Origin of the sequence: Phaeobacter sp. JH20_37 (assembly GCF_048056015.1) — a bacterium.
GTDB classification, from domain to species: Bacteria; Pseudomonadota; Alphaproteobacteria; order Rhodobacterales; family Rhodobacteraceae; genus Phaeobacter; species Phaeobacter bryozoorum.
In genome coordinates this window covers 336,583-352,183 of sequence record NZ_JAYMWW010000014.1, presented here as the reverse complement: position 1 = coordinate 352,183, position 15,601 = coordinate 336,583, and the positions used below count along the sequence as shown (strand labels likewise).

At 63.7% G+C, this 15,601-nt stretch carries 15 protein-coding genes; 7 read left to right on the top strand and 8 right to left on the bottom strand.

The window, feature by feature from the left end; all coding sequences use genetic code 11:
- Positions 1 to 152: 152 nt before the first annotated feature.
- From VWZ87_RS13010 to VWZ87_RS12995, 4 genes are all read left to right on the top strand, one after another.
- Positions 153 to 620: a GIY-YIG nuclease family protein gene (locus VWZ87_RS13010; protein WP_416535131.1), complete on the top strand. Its 468-nt coding sequence runs from the start codon at positions 153 to 155 to the stop codon at positions 618 to 620.
- A gap of 430 nt (positions 621 to 1,050) precedes the next feature.
- Positions 1,051 to 1,803, top strand: a complete 753-nt coding sequence (locus tag VWZ87_RS13005; protein WP_416535130.1) for a hypothetical protein — start codon at positions 1,051 to 1,053, stop codon at positions 1,801 to 1,803.
- Between the two features lie 101 nt (positions 1,804 to 1,904).
- Complete coding sequence (locus VWZ87_RS13000) at positions 1,905 to 3,971, top strand: molybdopterin-dependent oxidoreductase (RefSeq protein ID WP_416535129.1); 2,067 nt, start codon at positions 1,905 to 1,907, stop codon at positions 3,969 to 3,971.
- Positions 3,972 to 4,033: 62 nt separating this feature from the next.
- Complete coding sequence (locus VWZ87_RS12995; RefSeq protein WP_416535128.1) at positions 4,034 to 4,720, top strand: hypothetical protein; 687 nt, start codon at positions 4,034 to 4,036, stop codon at positions 4,718 to 4,720.
- Between the two features lie 10 nt (positions 4,721 to 4,730).
- On the opposite strand, the gene VWZ87_RS12990 is transcribed toward VWZ87_RS12995, so the two are convergent.
- The 3 genes from VWZ87_RS12990 to proS form a co-directional block, all read right to left on the bottom strand.
- Complete coding sequence (locus VWZ87_RS12990; protein ID WP_416535127.1) at positions 4,731 to 5,444, bottom strand: ABC transporter ATP-binding protein; 714 nt, start codon at positions 5,442 to 5,444, stop codon at positions 4,731 to 4,733.
- On the bottom strand, positions 5,437 to 6,729 hold the full coding sequence (locus tag VWZ87_RS12985) for a lipoprotein-releasing ABC transporter permease subunit (RefSeq protein ID WP_416535126.1): 1,293 nt from the start codon (positions 6,727 to 6,729) through the stop codon (positions 5,437 to 5,439). The genes VWZ87_RS12990 and VWZ87_RS12985 overlap by 8 nt, the downstream gene beginning before the upstream one ends.
- 229 nt (positions 6,730 to 6,958) lie before the next feature.
- Positions 6,959 to 8,314: a proline--tRNA ligase gene (gene proS, locus VWZ87_RS12980; RefSeq protein WP_416535125.1), complete on the bottom strand. Its 1,356-nt coding sequence runs from the start codon at positions 8,312 to 8,314 to the stop codon at positions 6,959 to 6,961.
- Positions 8,315 to 8,538: 224 nt separating this feature from the next.
- Between proS and VWZ87_RS12975 the strand changes: the two genes are divergently transcribed.
- From VWZ87_RS12975 to VWZ87_RS12965, 3 genes are read left to right on the top strand one after another with little or no spacing between them, the layout of a single operon-like run.
- A complete protein-coding gene (locus VWZ87_RS12975) occupies positions 8,539 to 9,606 on the top strand; it encodes an AI-2E family transporter (RefSeq protein WP_340546023.1) in 1,068 nt (355 codons plus the stop codon).
- 9 nt (positions 9,607 to 9,615) lie between these two features.
- The gene (locus tag VWZ87_RS12970) at positions 9,616 to 10,386 is read left to right on the top strand and encodes a chromosomal replication initiator DnaA (protein ID WP_416535124.1); all 771 of its coding nucleotides are present in this window, start codon (positions 9,616 to 9,618) and stop codon (positions 10,384 to 10,386) included.
- 47 nt (positions 10,387 to 10,433) lie between these two features.
- Positions 10,434 to 11,978, top strand: a complete 1,545-nt coding sequence (locus tag VWZ87_RS12965) for a Ppx/GppA family phosphatase (RefSeq protein WP_416535123.1) — start codon at positions 10,434 to 10,436, stop codon at positions 11,976 to 11,978.
- 63 nt (positions 11,979 to 12,041) lie between these two features.
- On the opposite strand, the gene VWZ87_RS12960 is transcribed toward VWZ87_RS12965, so the two are convergent.
- From VWZ87_RS12960 to VWZ87_RS12940, 5 genes are all read right to left on the bottom strand, one after another.
- Entirely contained in the window at positions 12,042 to 12,482 is a 441-nt protein-coding gene (locus tag VWZ87_RS12960) for a hypothetical protein (RefSeq protein WP_416535122.1), read from the bottom strand.
- 132 nt (positions 12,483 to 12,614) lie between these two features.
- The gene (locus VWZ87_RS12955) at positions 12,615 to 13,610 is read right to left on the bottom strand and encodes an endonuclease/exonuclease/phosphatase family protein (RefSeq protein ID WP_416535121.1); all 996 of its coding nucleotides are present in this window, start codon (positions 13,608 to 13,610) and stop codon (positions 12,615 to 12,617) included.
- Positions 13,591 to 14,289, bottom strand: a complete 699-nt coding sequence (locus VWZ87_RS12950) for a molecular chaperone DjiA (RefSeq protein WP_340546028.1) — start codon at positions 14,287 to 14,289, stop codon at positions 13,591 to 13,593. Before VWZ87_RS12950 ends, VWZ87_RS12955 begins: the two co-directional genes overlap by 20 nt.
- A 9-nt stretch (positions 14,290 to 14,298) precedes the next feature.
- On the bottom strand, positions 14,299 to 14,823 hold the full coding sequence (locus VWZ87_RS12945) for a GNAT family N-acetyltransferase (protein ID WP_416535120.1): 525 nt from the start codon (positions 14,821 to 14,823) through the stop codon (positions 14,299 to 14,301).
- Positions 14,820 to 15,422 (bottom strand): VOC family protein, encoded by a 603-nt coding sequence (locus VWZ87_RS12940; RefSeq protein WP_416535119.1) that lies wholly within the window; start codon positions 15,420 to 15,422, stop codon positions 14,820 to 14,822. Before VWZ87_RS12940 ends, VWZ87_RS12945 begins: the two co-directional genes overlap by 4 nt.
- Positions 15,423 to 15,601 lie beyond the last annotated feature (179 nt).

Here is a 15,601-nt window from a genome sequence, read left to right as displayed (position 1 = left end):
CGCCCTCCCCGCACCACAAGGCCCGCGCTTGACCTTGGGGAGGCGTGAAGCGCCTTCCCGGGGGGAAGGTCAGGCGCGGGCCGTGCGGCTACGCCCCACGTCCCAAGGGGCATTACTTCACAAGAAATTATTCCAACCGATAGGATGAGAGCATGTCATCTGCTGATTTCGACACTTTCTGCGACAAAGCCAAAAGCAATTTCGACCTTCTGAAACAACAGAGAATTTTCTCTATGTGCGCCCGTCCAGCGGGGCTCAAAATTCCAGCCATCTATGTTTTCTATGAAAACAACACACCAGTTTATGCTGGACGAACAAACAATCTGGCGCAGCGACTGAGAGCACATGTAACCGCCTCCCATAATTCCGCGTCTTTTGCATTGAAACGCACTCGGAAACGCCATCAAGAAATCAGCAAGGCGACATATAAGACCACGCTAAGCAGATCTCAGATCACAGCTCACGAGGTTTATGGTGCCACTTTCCGAGATGAGATTGACAGTATCAAGGGCATGGATTTCCGCTTCCTAGAGATCAAAAGCCACATCGAGCAATATTTGACAGAGCTTTACGTTACAATGGCGCTTGGTTTGGACACCGATGGATTCGACAACTCCTAAGATCCCCCCGTTGCGCCAGCCCCCGGACCACCGCACGCCCCTTCCACCTTCGCTTAAACCCGATCTGCCAGACTGATCCCGTCGCGACATCCGGGGCGGTCTGACACCCCGCCTCACCACCTGGAGATCGGACGCCACGGCCACCAACCGGGGCGGTTCGCAGATATCTCGCGAAGATGGGCAATCCCCATCCCACCCTCCGCCTTTGGCTCCAGTGGAGACATTGGGCCCTTGGCGGCGCCGCCTGCTCTTTGCTGCCCGCAGCAACGACCCGCTCCCACCACGCGGGTGACATCACAATCAGGACATCCCCCACCGCGCCTCTGGGCATCACCGGCCGCGCGGTGATAGCGCTTGCCTGCAAGGCGCTGGTCTTTCTACACTTCCCCAGAGCCAGCCCACCCCGGACCCACCCGCAGGAGCCGCCGCCATGATGACCATCGCCGACAATCAGCTGCTGCTGATCCTCCTGTGTTTCGGCGCGGGCAGCCTCGGCACCGCGCTGCTGTTTCGCCATCCTGCAGGACACCGGGTCTGGCGGCTGGCGGATCTGGGCTGGGTGGTGCTGGGCGGTATCGGCGCGCTGGTCGCTGTGCTGGCGGGCATCTACAAGGCCGACACCGGGCGGCTGGAACGGCAGATCGACATCGCCTATGCCGCCACCGCCTCTTTTGACCGCGACGCCGCGCGCTTTCGCCTGCGCTTCTGCGATCCGGCCTATGACAGCGATATCGCCACGCTCTGCGACAAGATCGAGTTTCTCTCCGCCTCCACCGCGGGCAATGCCGAGCTGCCGCTGTTCATCGCCGTCACCGATCAGGTCACCCCGCTGCAGGGGCTGCGGCTGATCTTTGGCCGCGCCGACCACACGCCTGAGATGATGGAAATGGCCGCCAAGGCGGATGCCTTCGATCCCGCCGCCTTTACCGTTTTTACCGCGCTGGATGCCCCGACCAAAGCCGCCGTCGACACCCTGCGCCGCAAGGTGCCGACCATTGCGGGCGATTTTCTGATCCTGGCCCGCGCCTATGACGCGCTGATCGGGCAGATTACCCAGCTCAAGAGCGAATGGGAATATCTTCAGGACAACGCGCATATTCTGGTGTTGCAGATCCTCGCGCTCTGCATGGTAGCCTTTGCCGCGCCGTTCCGGCTGGGCAAATCTGTGGTGGATCTGCGCTAGGTCCTGGCCTTATCAAAACTCACCGAACTGGCCATTTCGACAAGGTCACATTCCAGGCTAGGCTGACCGCGACAGACCCTTTCAGATTTGCGAGCCCAGCCATGCGCGACAACGCCCCTGCCGATAGCCCGACCACCCAGTTGCCCAGCGTCTGCCCGCTGGATTGCCCCGACACCTGCAGCCTCAGCGTCAGTGTCACGGATGGCGAGATCACGGCGGTGCGCGGATCACACGCCAATCCGCTGACCGACGCGGTGATCTGCAACAAGGTGGCGCGCAGTTTTGCAGGCTTTGTCCATGGTCCCAACCGGCTGACCCGGCCGCTGCGGCGCAGCGGCCCGCGCGGCAGCGGCAGCTATGAGCCGATCAGCTGGGAGCAGGCGCTGGACCTGATCCACGCCGGGTTCATGCGCGCAATCACCGCCCACGGCGCGCAATCGGTGCTGCCCTTCAACTACGCAGGCCCCCACGGCGAGCTGGCCGGCGGGTCGATGGACCGGCGGTTTTTCTACCATATGGGCGCAACCCGGCTGAACCGGGGGCCGCTCTGCGGCGGGGTGCGCGGTGGCGCCTATGAGAGCCTGTTCGGCCCCGCTCCCGGCATGCCGCCACAGCAGCTGCTGCATTCGGATCTGGTGCTGGTCTGGGGCAATAACATTACGGTTTCCAACCTGCATATGGCGCCGCTGCTGAAACAGGCCCGCACCAAGGGCACACGGCTGGTCGTCATCGACCCCAAGCGCACCAAGATTGCCGAACACTGCGACCTGCATCTGCAACCGGTGCCGGGCACCGATGTGGTGCTGGCGATGGCACTGGCGGCTGAGCTGGAGCGGCGCGGCGCGCTGGATCATGACTTCATCGCCCAATGGACCACCGGATCAGAACCATACCTGAAGGCTGCCCGCAGCTATACCCCCGATCAGGTGGCCGAGGTCTGCGGCATCCCGCTGGCGCAGTTCCACCAGCTGGCGGATTGGATCGCACAGGCCCGCTGCATGTCCACCTCGCTCGGCAACGGGATCGAGCGCGGACGCTCCGGCGGCTCCGGCCTGCGTGCGGCCATGGCGCTCCAGGCGCTGACCGGCCATCACGGGCGGCTGGGTGCCGGGGTGCTGGCCAAACCCGGCCTCGCCGCCCCCAAAACACAGGACCGCTTGCAGGCCAGCCACCTGATCGACCCGGACACACGGGTTTTCAACATCGTCGATGTGGCGCGCAAACTGCTGGATCGCGATATGCGCATCCCGGTCAAGGCGGTGATGATCTACAATCACAACCCGGTCGCCACCCACCCCGATCAGGCCCGCCTGATCGAAGCGCTCAGTCAGGAGGATATCTTTATCGCGGGCTGCGATGTGGCGATGACCGATTCCATGCGGATGTGCGATGTGATCCTGCCTGCCGCCAGCCATTTTGAATATGACGATGTCTATGGTGCTTATGGCCAGAACTTCATCCAGCGTGCCGCCCCGGTCATTCCGCTGGTGGGCGACAGCCTGCCCAATACCGAGATTTTCCGCCGTCTGGCCGCGCGGTTCGGCTATAACGACCCGCTGTTTCAGGCCAGCGATGCCGAGCTGATGGATCAGGCGCTGGACGGCAATCATCCGCAGCTTCAGGGCCACCGCCCCAGTGAAATCCCCCTCGACCGGGCGCTGGAAATCACCGCTGCCGAGGGCGCCGCACCGATCCTCTGTGATACAATTGCGCCGGCCACCGCCTCGGGCAAGATTGAGCTGTTCAGCGAGGACTACGAGACCCGCTACGGCTTTGGCGTGCCGCGCTATGATCCGGTGCCGCGCAGCGCCCCCTTTGTGCTGATCACGCCGTCCTCTGCGAAACGCACCAATGCCACCTTTGGCGATCAGCCACCCTCAGATGGGGCCGAAATGCTCGAAATGCACCCAAAGGATGCCGCCAGCCGTGAGCTGACCGATGGCGATCTGCTGGAGGTCTTCAACGATCGGGCCACCGTCACCCTGCGGCTGAAAATCAGCGATGCCACCCGACCTGGCGTGCTCTACAGCCCCAAGGGCACCTGGCGCGCCAGCAGCGCCACGGGTCTGACCGTGAACGCGCTGATCCCCGCCGATATCCGCACCGATACCGAAGATGGCGCCTGCTATAACGAGACCTTCGTGGACCTGCGCCGCGCTGCCAGCTGACCACGCAACAAAGCTCGCAAAACCAGTTCCCACCCAGGCGCAACTTGTCCTAGGGTGGGTCCATGATCGCGCGGTTCTGTCTTGTCCTGGGGTGTCTTGCCCTGCTGTCCTGCGGGCGTCCGCTGTCCGAAGGCGAACAGCAGTTCCTCAGCCGTATTCACGGGCCCGAACTGGATATGAACCGCCTGCGCATCGTCAAGGGCGCGCCACTCTCGCAGGTCACATTTCGCCGCAAGCCACGCCCCCGCGTGACCTGCCGCGAACGCATCCTGCCGCCCGTAAAAGATGAGATCGTCACCTCTTCCCCCGCCGCACTGGCGCTGTTCAATCGCATCTTCTTCGTGCGCGACTGGTATATCGACGACTACATGCCCGCCTACCCCGAGCGGCTTTATCTGGTGGAGGCGATGCTGCTGGCCCATGAAGCGACCCATGTCTGGCAATGGCAGCAACGCGCCAAGACCGGCTATCACCCGCTGCGCGCCGCTGCCGAACACCGGGCGACGGATGATCCCTATCTGTTTGATCTGAAAGGCGACGACCGCTTCATCGACTTTGCCTATGAACAGCAGGGCGCGATCGTCGAAGAATACGTCTGCTGCCGCGCGCTGGACCCAACCGGCGCGCGCACCAAGCGGCTGCATGGAATGCTGAAGGCGGCGATGCCCGTCTCAGACCTGCCGCAAAGCCGCGAAAGCGATGTCTACCTGCCGTGGAAAGGCGCCGAGCTGGGCGGTATCTGCGCCTGACCGATGCGGCTCAGAGCCCCGGATGGAGCTGCCCGCCGTCCAACCGCACCACCCGGTCCATGCGCTGCGCCAGCTCCAGATTATGGGTGGCAATCAGCGCCGCCATGCCGGTCTCGGCCACCAGCTCCATCAGCACCGCAAAGACCTGATCGGCGGTAGCGGGATCGAGGTTGCCTGTCGGCTCATCCGCCAGAAGCAGACGCGGCCCGTTGGCCAGCGCCCGGCAAAACGCCACCCGCTGCTGCTCGCCGCCCGACATCGCCGCAGGGCGATGCCCGGCGCGGTCGCTCAGCCCGACCCGCGCCAGCAGATCCTGCGCCCGCGCCTCTGCCTTGGCCTGGCTGATGCCATTGGCCAGCTGCGGCAACACGATGTTTTCCAGCGCGGTGAACTCCGCCAGCAGATGATGGAACTGGTAGACAAACCCCACATCCTGCCGCCGCACCGCCGTACGCCGCCGCTCGGATTTGCCGGTCAGATCCTGCCCGCCAATCCGCACCGTGCCACAATCGGGCGTGTCCAGCAGGCCGGCCGTATGCAGCAGGGTGGATTTGCCGGCGCCAGAGGGCGCCACCAGCGCCACGATCTCTCCGGGCTTCACCGTCAGATCAATGCCAGTCAGCACATCCACCTGCGTTGGCAGACCGTGGTTATAGGATTTGCCGACCTGGCTCAGCTGCAATACGGCAGATTGCGCGCCTGTCTGCATTTCGAAATTATTCATAGCGCAGCGCCTCCACCGGGTTCATCCGCGCCGCGCGCCGGGCCGGGAAAATGGTGATGACAAAGGACAAGGTCAGCGACAGCGCCACCGCCGACAGCACATCCGCCAGCCGCAGCTCGGCGGGCAGCGCATAGATGCCCCGGATCGCCGGATCCCAGACCCCGCCCCCCATCACATAGTTCACAAAGGAGAAAATCGGATCAATGTAGATCGCGAATAGACAGCCCAGAATGACCCCAAGCACAGTGCCGATCAAGCCGGTGCAGGCCCCACAGAGGAAAAACACCCGCATCACCGATCCTTCGCTGAGGCCAATGGTGCGCAGGATGCCGATATCGCGGCCCTTGTTCTTGACCAGCATGATCAGCCCGGAGACGATATTCATCGTGGCAATTAGCACCAGGATCGACAGGATGATGAACATCACATTGTCCTCGACCTCCAGCGCGCGCAGGAAGCCACCCGAGGCATCGCGCCAGGTCCAGACCCCGATGCCCGGGGCAACCTCATCCCCGGCCTGCAACAGCGGCAGCACCAGACGGTCGACGGTTTCGGGATCCTCCACCATCACCTCGATTTCATCGGCAAAGCCTTCGCGGTTGAAATAGCTCTGCGCCTCGGCAAAAGGCATGTAAAGCCGGGTCCGGTCGATGTCATAGCGCCCGGCGGTGAAGATATAGACCACCTCATAGGCATTGACGCGCGGGCTGGTGCCAAAGGCGGTCTTGACCCCATCGGGGGAAATCAGCTTGATCCGGTCGCCGACGCTCACGCCCAGTTCACGGGCCACGCCAGATCCCAGCGCCACGCCTTCGTCAAACCGCGACAGGTCACCAATCGCCGCCTCGCTCTGGGCAATCCCCGGCAGGCTGGCGATATTGGCCGCAGAGATGCCAAAGACCTCAACCCCGGCGCTGCGCTGGCGTAGGCTTGCCATCACCTGCCCTTTGATCAGCGGCGCGCTGCGGATCACACCCGGCACCGCGGCGGCGGCCTCGGCCAGGGCGTCATACTCTGTCAGCTTGCGGTCCAGCTGGCCCTGTTCGGTCACCGTGCCATGTGAATAGAGCGTCACATGCGCATTGGCCCCCAGAATGGTGCCGACAAATTCCGAGCGGAACCCGGTGCGCACTGCCAATGTGGCGATCAGTGCAAACACCGCCAGCGCAATGCCGATGAGGCTGATCCAGGTCATCACACTGACGCCCCCTTCGGCCCGGCGCGCCCGCAGATAGCGCCAGGCGATCAGCCATTCAAAACGGGAAAAAGGGAGTGGTGTGGCCATAATGATCCTGCCGGGCAAAGTTCAGCGCAACCTGTGCTGCCCACGGCCCGAGGTCAAGTTCTGGTTTCCGCCCCGGCAGCATTCCCCGGCGGTGACACCAATCCACCGCCATCGGCCGGGCGCTGGTTTTTTTGGCAAAATTCCAGGTCCAGACGCAAACGGTCCGCACCAATGGGGCGCGGACCGTGCTGATCGTTCCATAAGGGCATGTCGCGGGCTATGCGCCGCTTCAGAAGCCCCGGCCGGTCTGGTGGTTGGCATAGATCTCCACGATCTTCTGCACTGCCGCCTCGGGCGAGAGTTCCTCGCTTTCGCCGCTGCGGCGCGAGGTGAGTTCGACCACGCCGTTTTTCAGACCACGCGGGCCGACGGTGATGCGCCAGGGCAGACCGATCAGGTCCATGGTGGCGAATTTACCGCCTGCCCGTTCCTTGCGATCATCATAGAGCGGCTCAAGCCCGGCGGCTGTCAGCGCGTCATAAAGGCTCTCGCAGGCGGCATCGGCTTCTTCGTCGCCCTGTTTGAGGTTCACGATCCCGCAGTGGAACGGCGTCACACCTTCGGGCCAGATGATGCCCTTTTCGTCGTGGCTGGCCTCGATGATGGCGCCAAGGAGACGCGAAACGCCGATCCCGTGCGAGCCCATATGGACCGGCGACTGCTTGCCATCGGGGCCTTGCACATTGGCACCCATCGCTTCGGAATATTTGGTACCAAAGTAGAAGATCTGGCCAACCTCGATCCCGCGCGCCACCCGGCGACGGTCTTCTGGCACCTCGTTAAACAGCGCCTCGTCATGGGTTTCATCGGTGCGGGCATATTTCGAGGTAAACTCCTCCAGCACACCCTGACACTGCTCGACGCTGTCGTAATCAATTTCGCGATCGCCAAAGGTCAGATCGGTGACTGCGCTGTCATAGAACACCTCGCTCTCGCCGGTCTCGGCCAGAACCAGGAATTCATGGGTATAATCGCCGCCAATCGGCCCGCCATCGGCGCGCATCGGGATCGCCTGAAGCCCCATACGCTCGTAGCTGCGCAGATAGCTGACCAGATGACGGTTATAGGCGTGCAGCGCGTCCTCTTTGGTCAGGTCGAAGTTATAGCCGTCCTTCATGTAGAATTCGCGGCCCCGCATGACACCGAACCGCGGGCGGATCTCGTCGCGGAATTTCCACTGGATGTGGTAGAGCGTCAGCGGCAGATCCTTGTAGCTGCCGACATGGCTGCGGAAGATATCGGTGATCAGCTCTTCGTTGGTGGGACCATAGAGCATGTCGCGGCCATGGCGATCGGAGATCCGCAGCATTTCCTGACCATAGTCATCATAGCGCCCCGATTCCTTCCACAGATCGGCCGATTGCAGCGTCGGCATCAGCATCGGGATATGACCCGCGCGCATCTGCTCTTCATGGACGATGGTTTCGATCTTCTTCAGCACCTTGAAGCCCAAGGGCAGCCAGGAATAGATCCCGGCAGAGGACTGTTTGATCATGCCGGCGCGCAGCATGTAACGGTGGCTGACGATCTGGGCTTCGGAGGGGGTCTCCTTCAGCACGGGAAGAAAATAGCGGGACAGGCGCATGGCGGTCTCATTTATCAATCTGGGTTCGCAAGCGGTCTAAGCCATCGACGCGCCTCAGGCAATCGTGCTTTGCGTTTCGGCACATGGCTGACCGGGCGGATGACCTGACCGCCCCCCCTGCGGGAACCGGTGGCCGGTCATTGGGGTTGCATCGACGGGGCGCATGGGCGAAGACTTCTGCCCAAACAGGCCCCTAGGATCAGGCTGAGAGCAGGACGCAACACATGGCACTTCCGGCACAGAAGCAATTGAAATACTGGGGCATTGCCGCCGTGGTCTTTGCGGTGACCATGTGGGCACTGGGCGATGTCCTGCTGCCGTTTGTCCTGGGCGCCGCGATTGCCTATCTCCTTGATCCGATTGCCGACCGGCTGGAAGCGGCGGGGCTCAGCCGCACGGCGGCCACCGCAACCATCACCGTTGCGGCGGTACTGCTGTTCGTGGTGCTGTTGCTGGTGGTGGTGCCGACGCTGATCTACCAGATGATCGACCTCGCGCAGGTGCTGCCGGAGGCCTTCAAGAACCTGCGCGACTTTGCCCAGAAACAGGCCCCGTCCCTGTTTGACGAGGGCAGCCGTGCCCAGCAGACCATCGTGTCCATCGCCCAGACCCTGCAAAGCAAGGCGATCAGCGTGCTGGAGGGCGTTGTCGGCTCCGCGGTTTCGCTGGTCAACGTCATGGTGCTGTTTGTGATTGTTCCGGTGGTCGCGGTCTATTTTCTGGTCGATTGGGATCGCATGGTTGCGCGGATCGACGAGCTGCTGCCGCGCGATCACGCCCCCACCATCCGCGAGCTGGCCGCGCGCATCGACAAGGTGCTGGCCTCCTTTATCCGCGGCATGGGGACGGTCTGCCTGATTCTCGGCACCTATTACGCAGTGGCGCTGATGCTGGTGGGGCTGAACTTCGGTCTTGCGGTGGGGTTCATCGCCGGTCTGGTCACATTCATCCCCTATCTCGGCGCGCTGATCGGCGGCGCGCTGGCCATCGGGCTGGCGCTGTTCCAGTTCTGGGGCGACTGGTGGTCGATCGGCATGGTCGCAGGCATTTTCGTGATCGGTCAGGTGGTTGAGGGCAATCTGCTCACCCCCAAGCTGGTCGGCAATTCGGTTGGGCTGCATCCGGTCTGGCTGCTGCTGGCGCTGTCGGTCTTTGGCGCGCTGTTCGGCTTTGTCGGCATGTTGATCGCGGTGCCGGTTGCCGCCGCACTCGGGGTGATTGCGCGGTTCCTGGTTGAGCGCTATCTGGACAGTCGCCTCTACCAGGGCAAAGCCTTTCACGACGCGGACTGAACCTGACCCATGGCACAACAGCTGAGCTTTGACCTCCCGGCGAAACTGGCGCTTGGACGGGACGATTTCTTTGTCGCGCCCTCCAATGCGATGGCGGTGGCGATGCTGGATCCCGCCTTTGCCTGGCCCGGCGGCAAGCTGGTGCTGAGCGGGCCGAAACGCTCCGGCAAGACCCATCTGGTGCATGTCTGGGCCAGCAACTCCGGCGCGCGCATCCTGCCCGCCTGGCAGCTGACCAAGGCGGATGTGCCGCATCTGGCTGACGGCCCGATCGCCATCGAGGACGTGCCGGATATTGCCGATAACGCCGAGGCGCAGGATGCCCTGTTTCACCTGCATAATCTGGTTCTGGCCAATGGCCATGCGCTGATGCTGACCGGGCGGGCCGCACCGCATCTGTGGGCGATGTCGCTGCCCGATCTGCAAAGCAGGGTCGAAGGCGCGACCCATGCCCAGCTGCAACCGCCGGATGACGCGCTGCTGTCGGTGGTGCTGGCAAAACTGTTCAACGATCGGCAGATCACCCCGAAACCCGATGTGATCCCCTATCTGGTGGCGCATATGGACCGCTCCTTTGCCGCGGCCTCGCAGATCGTCGAGGAGCTGGACCGCCTGTCCCTCGCCGAAGGGCGGATGGTGTCGCGGGTGCTGGCGGTCGAGCTGATGTCGGACCGCCCTGCCCGAACCGCGCGCAGCCCGTCGCGGCCTGCGGAGAAACCAGCCGCCACCGCATCAGCCGATGCCGAAGACAGGTCCGGCGCTGCCGCAGCCTGCGATTGACCCGGCTTTGCCGATCCCCCATCCTGACGACACGTAACGGAGCCAACATGCACGTGACACCGGAGCCTGCCACCGCCGATTGGGGGCCTTTTGGCCGACCCTTGTTTGACGATCCGGGCGCCCGCGCCCTGTCACGGGTGGGCGTGGTGGACGTCGGCTCCAACTCGGTGCGGATGGTGATCTTTGACGGGGCCGCCCGTAGCCCCGCCTATTTCTATAACGAAAAAATCATGTGTGCCCTGGGCGCTGGCCTGTCGGAGACCGGGCGGCTGAACCCGGAGGGGCGCATCCGCGCCCTGTCGGCGCTGCGCCGGTTCCAGCATCTGGCCGCAGGCATGGACATGCCGCCGCTGTCGGTGGTGGCCACTGCGGCGGTGCGCGATGCCAGCGACGGGCAGGATTTCTGCGACGAGGTGCTGCGCGAAACCGGGCTGAAGATCTGGGTCATCGACGGTCAGGAAGAGGCGCGCCTGTCTGCGCAGGGCGTGCTGCTGGGCTGGCCCGGATCCTATGGTCTGGTCTGCGATATCGGTGGCTCCTCCATGGAGCTGGCAGAAATCCATGACGGCGAGGTCGGCAAACGGGTGACCTCCTCACTCGGCCCGCTGAAACTGCGCGACGTTGCGGGAGGCAGGCGTGGCCGCAAGGCGCATATCACCGAGGTGATGGAGGGCCTGCGCAGCGAGATGGGCCAGCAGAACGACCGGCTGTTTCTGGTCGGCGGCAGCTGGCGGGCGATTGCCCGGATCGACATGGCGCGGCGCGGCTACCCGCTGCGGGTCCTGCATGAATACCGCATGAGCGCCCAATCCGTGCGCGAGACCCTGCGCTATATCGAGACCCAGGACCTGGAAGAGCTGCGCGCCGAATGCGGTGTTTCCAGCGCCCGGATGTCGCTGGTGCCCTATGCCGCCGATGTGCTGTCGCGGCTGGTCAAGACCTTTCGGCCCAAGGATATCGCGGTCTCCAGCTATGGCATCCGCGAGGGGCTGCTCTATGAGCAGATGCCCCAGCGCCTGCGCGACCGCGATCCGCTGATCGAAGCCAGCCGCTTTGCCGAGCAGAAGGATGCCCGCATCCCCGGTTTTGGCCGCACGCTGTATGAATTCGTCTCGCCGCTGTTCAGATCCTCCGACCATGCCAAGACCCGGCTGGTGAAAGCCGCCTGCCTGCTGCATGACGTCAGCTGGCGCGCCCATCCCGACTATCGCGCCGAGGTCTGTTTCGACAACGCCACACGGGCCAATCTGGGCGGGCTGAAACACTCCGAACGGATCTTTCTCGGCCTTGCGCTGCTGCACCGCTATCGCAACAAGCGGCAGGGGACGGCGTTTGAATATCTCTATGATCTTCTGGACGAGCGCGGCAAGAAAGAGGCCGAGATCCTGGGCAAGGCGATGCGGTTCGGCGCCATGCTGATGGTCAGCAAGGATGGCGACATCGGCAAGCTGGTCTGGCAACCGCGCAAGAAACACCTGCTGCTGGAACTGCCGGCCGAGGCGGAGCCGCTGTTTGGCGAGGTTGCCGAAGCACGGCTAAGTTCCCTTGCCCGGTCGCTGGAGGCAGAGGTACGGGTGAAGATCCGCAAGTAACCGCTGGCCTGCCCCGCATCGGGTCAGACCCTCCCTTGCCGCTCTGGGCCGATCCTCAGCGCGTCACAGGTCGGTTGTGCCTTCGGGCAGATCGGTGTCCGGGCTGGCCTGCGGGGATCCACCCGGCGGCACGTCTGGAGCGTCCTGCGGCTTGCGGCGAATGATGATATCGCCATTGGGCAGGATTTCGGGAGGTTCATAAACGCTCCAGTCCTCGACCTTGCCCGCGATCTCGGCCAGTGCAGGCCCCATCTCCGACAGGAACCCTTGCAGGCTTGGCCCGAATTCATCCGCCAGCGCCTGAAGATCGTCAAGCGCGGGCGCCATTTCCTGACGCAGCCCCTCCCAGAACAGCTCTGCCCCGCGCTGCATCAGGCTGCTGCCTTCGTCCTCTGGCGCGGGTGCGGTTTCGGCAGCCACCGGCGCTGTCAGCGGCAGCACCAGCAGCCCCGCAAGCGCAAGGCCGCGCATCGACTGAGGCGTCATTCGGAACCTAGGCATCATGTCATTGCCCCCTTTAGGGTTGGACGGGATTGCTTGCCGTCAATATAGGCGAAACACGTCAGGATTGAAGTGGCAACCACCACCGGCGGCGTCGCGCAGCCCCCGGTGCCGCCGGTGAACCTTTGAGGGCCTTCACCCAAGATCGAGATCAAGGCTGACCGGAAAGTGATCGGAGGCCGCCAGCAGCGCCTCGCGCAGATCGACATCCTCATAACAGGCGGCATCCTCGAACGGGTGCCAGATCCGCCAGCTCTGCGCCGATTGGCGCAGCCCGGAGGAGACCATGACATAATCCAGCAAGGCACTGAAATAGCGTTTGTTTGCCTTGTCATAAAAGCGGGCCGTGCTGGGCATCACCCGCAGCCGGGGTTGCAGCAGGCTCTGGGCGTTCGGATCATAGAGATCGCTCTCCATCACAATCTCGACCGAGGAGCGATTGAACAGCTGCTCATAGTCGTCAAGCCCCGGCCCGTCATTGAGATCGCCCATCACGATGACATCCCGCCCCTCGGCCAGAAGCTGCTCAACCCGGCGGCGCAGCCAGATCGCCTGTGCCAGCTGTTTGCGCCGGTTGGCAATCGACAGGCTGACCGCGTGCCCTTCGGAGCGCGCGCCATGGGGCGCTTTCGATTTCAGATGCGCGCCGATCAGCGCCACCTCGCGCCCGCCGTTTGTGGTCAGGGTCAGCTCCAGCGGCGGTTTGGAAAACCGCACCGCATCCTTTTTGGCATCAATATCCAGATCAATGTGAAAGACACCGTCGAAACGCGGTGCCTCGGTGGTTTGCGCCGGTGTATGGGCCACCCGCAGCACCTGCGGATCGTAGAGAAAGGCAATTTCCTGCTGGGTGTCATTGGCAAAACCGATCAGCGCGTCGGTGCTGCGCAGCCCCGCCTCTCGCGCGAAATGTTCCAGCGCGCGCACGGTCTGGCGGCGACCATTGGTATCCGGGGCCTCGATCACCATGATGCCATCGGCATCGAGGCGTTGAAACACCCGCGCCAGCGCGCGTGTCTGACTGCTGCGATCCACCCCGTAGCGGCCCGAACTGCCAGCGTCCATCAGCAGGCGGTCCCCGGCGTCAAACAGCGAGGAGAACCATTCGACGTTATACGTGACGAGCCGCATGGGCCGCACATCCGTTGATTTCATCCCAGGCGCGGTTGATGTCGATCATCCGCTTTTCCGCCAGCCGCACCGCCTCTTCGGGGACGCCACGGGCCATCATCGCATCCGGGTGGGTCTCTCGCACCAGCTTGCGCCAATGTTTGCGGATCTCCTCGCGCGGCATCTCTGGGGTCACCCCCAGCACCGTGTAGGGATCGCGCGGCGCATCGGCAACAAACCGCGCCCTCAGCGCCATGAACTGCTGCTCGCTCTGACCGAAGATGCGGCTGACCTCGGACAGGAATTCGTTTTCGCCGGGATGATAAAACCCGTCCGCCATGGCGATGTGAAACAGTCCTTCCATCAGATCGCACAGCGTCTGCGGGTCATTGGCAAACATCTTCTGGATCCGCGCGGCATAGTCCTGATAGCCCGCAACATCGGTCCGGGCGAGATCAAACACCCGCGCAGCACCTGCCTCATCCTCCGCCGCAATCTGGAACACCTCGCGAAAGGCGGTGACCTCGTCGCGGGTGACCTGCCCGTCCGCCTTGGCCATTTTGGCACCAAGCGCAATCACCGCGATGGCAAAGGCAACGGTGCGTTCCGGTGGCGCGCGCAGGCTGTCGAAGACATCGCTGAGGCTCTGGCCAGAGGCCAGCGCAGCGAGCGCTTCGGTGATGCGGGTCCAAAGTGACATATGGCCAGCCTAGCCTGCTTTGGCCGGACTGTCAGCGGGGCCAACCCCTTTGGGAGAGAGAATTTTCTGCATCAGCACCAGATCCAGCCACTGGCCCCATTTGTAGCCGACCTCCGGCATCCGTCCGACCTCGACAAATCCCATGGCCGCGTGAAAGCCAAGTCCGCCTGCATTGAGCGCGCTGATGCCTGCGACCAGCACGTGGATGCCGTCGCGGCGCGCGACCTCCTCGATGGCGGCGATCAGCGCCCGGCCGGTGCCCCGGCCACGGGCCGCTTCGGTGAGGTAAATCGCATGTTCCGCGGTGCGGGCATAGCCGGGACCGCTGCGAAACCCGCCAAGGCTGATGTAGCCGAGGATCTGGCCCGCCTCCTCGGCCACCTGCACATAGGCGCCTTTCTTGGCGATCTCATCGCTGACCTGCGCGCCGGTCTTTTCCGCCGTGGTGAAGGTGATCAGCGTGTCGCGGATGATCTGGTTGGTGATCGCGGCGATTGCCTCTGCATCGGCCGCGGTGGCCGCCCTGACGATCATCGCAGCACCCGGCGCCCGTGGGGCGTGTCGAACTCAGCCTCGAAGGCGGCAGGGCCGTTGTGGATCTCGACCCGCGGATCATCAAACGGCAGCGCCTGCGCCAGTGCTGTGCTGTCCGGGTGCGACAGATGCAGACGGCGCAGGGTGCAGCCCTGCGGGACCAGCGCGGCGGCGGGATGGGGGCTGTGCCATTGCATCAAGGCCGGGAACATATTGTCAAACGGCAGGATGCCATCAGCCGGCACCGCCATCTGCCAGCTGAGATTGCCCCGTTGCAGATCGACAATCTCTCCCGCGCCCTCCGGGGCTGCGGTCAGCGCGGCCGTGAGATCGGCGCAGCGGCAGATCCAGTTGGTGATCCGTGCGGGGCCGCTGCGGCGGTCCAGATCGTACCAGCGCGGGCTGCGCTGCGGTGTGGCGGCGGGGTCGATGGCAATGGCCTCGAGATAGAGGCCATCGGCAAGCCCAAGAAGCCGGTTGTGGGTGCCAAAGACCGCATGGCTGCCGCCCGGCTGCATCGGCACGCCGAGGCTTTCCTCCACATGGGCAACCGCCTCTTCCAGTGTCGCGGCCGAAACGGCCAGATGATCGAGTTCCATGACATGCTCCCCGCTGATGGCGGCGAGACTAGCCACCCGCCGCCGGGGTGCAAGCGGCAATGTTGGAACCACGTGCGGACGCCCTCAACACTGGCGATGTCACGGCAGGTGGCTGCCCAACATCCGGGCACAGATACATCCGGGCACAGATGGGAGGCAGCAGCTCTCCCGCCCGTCGT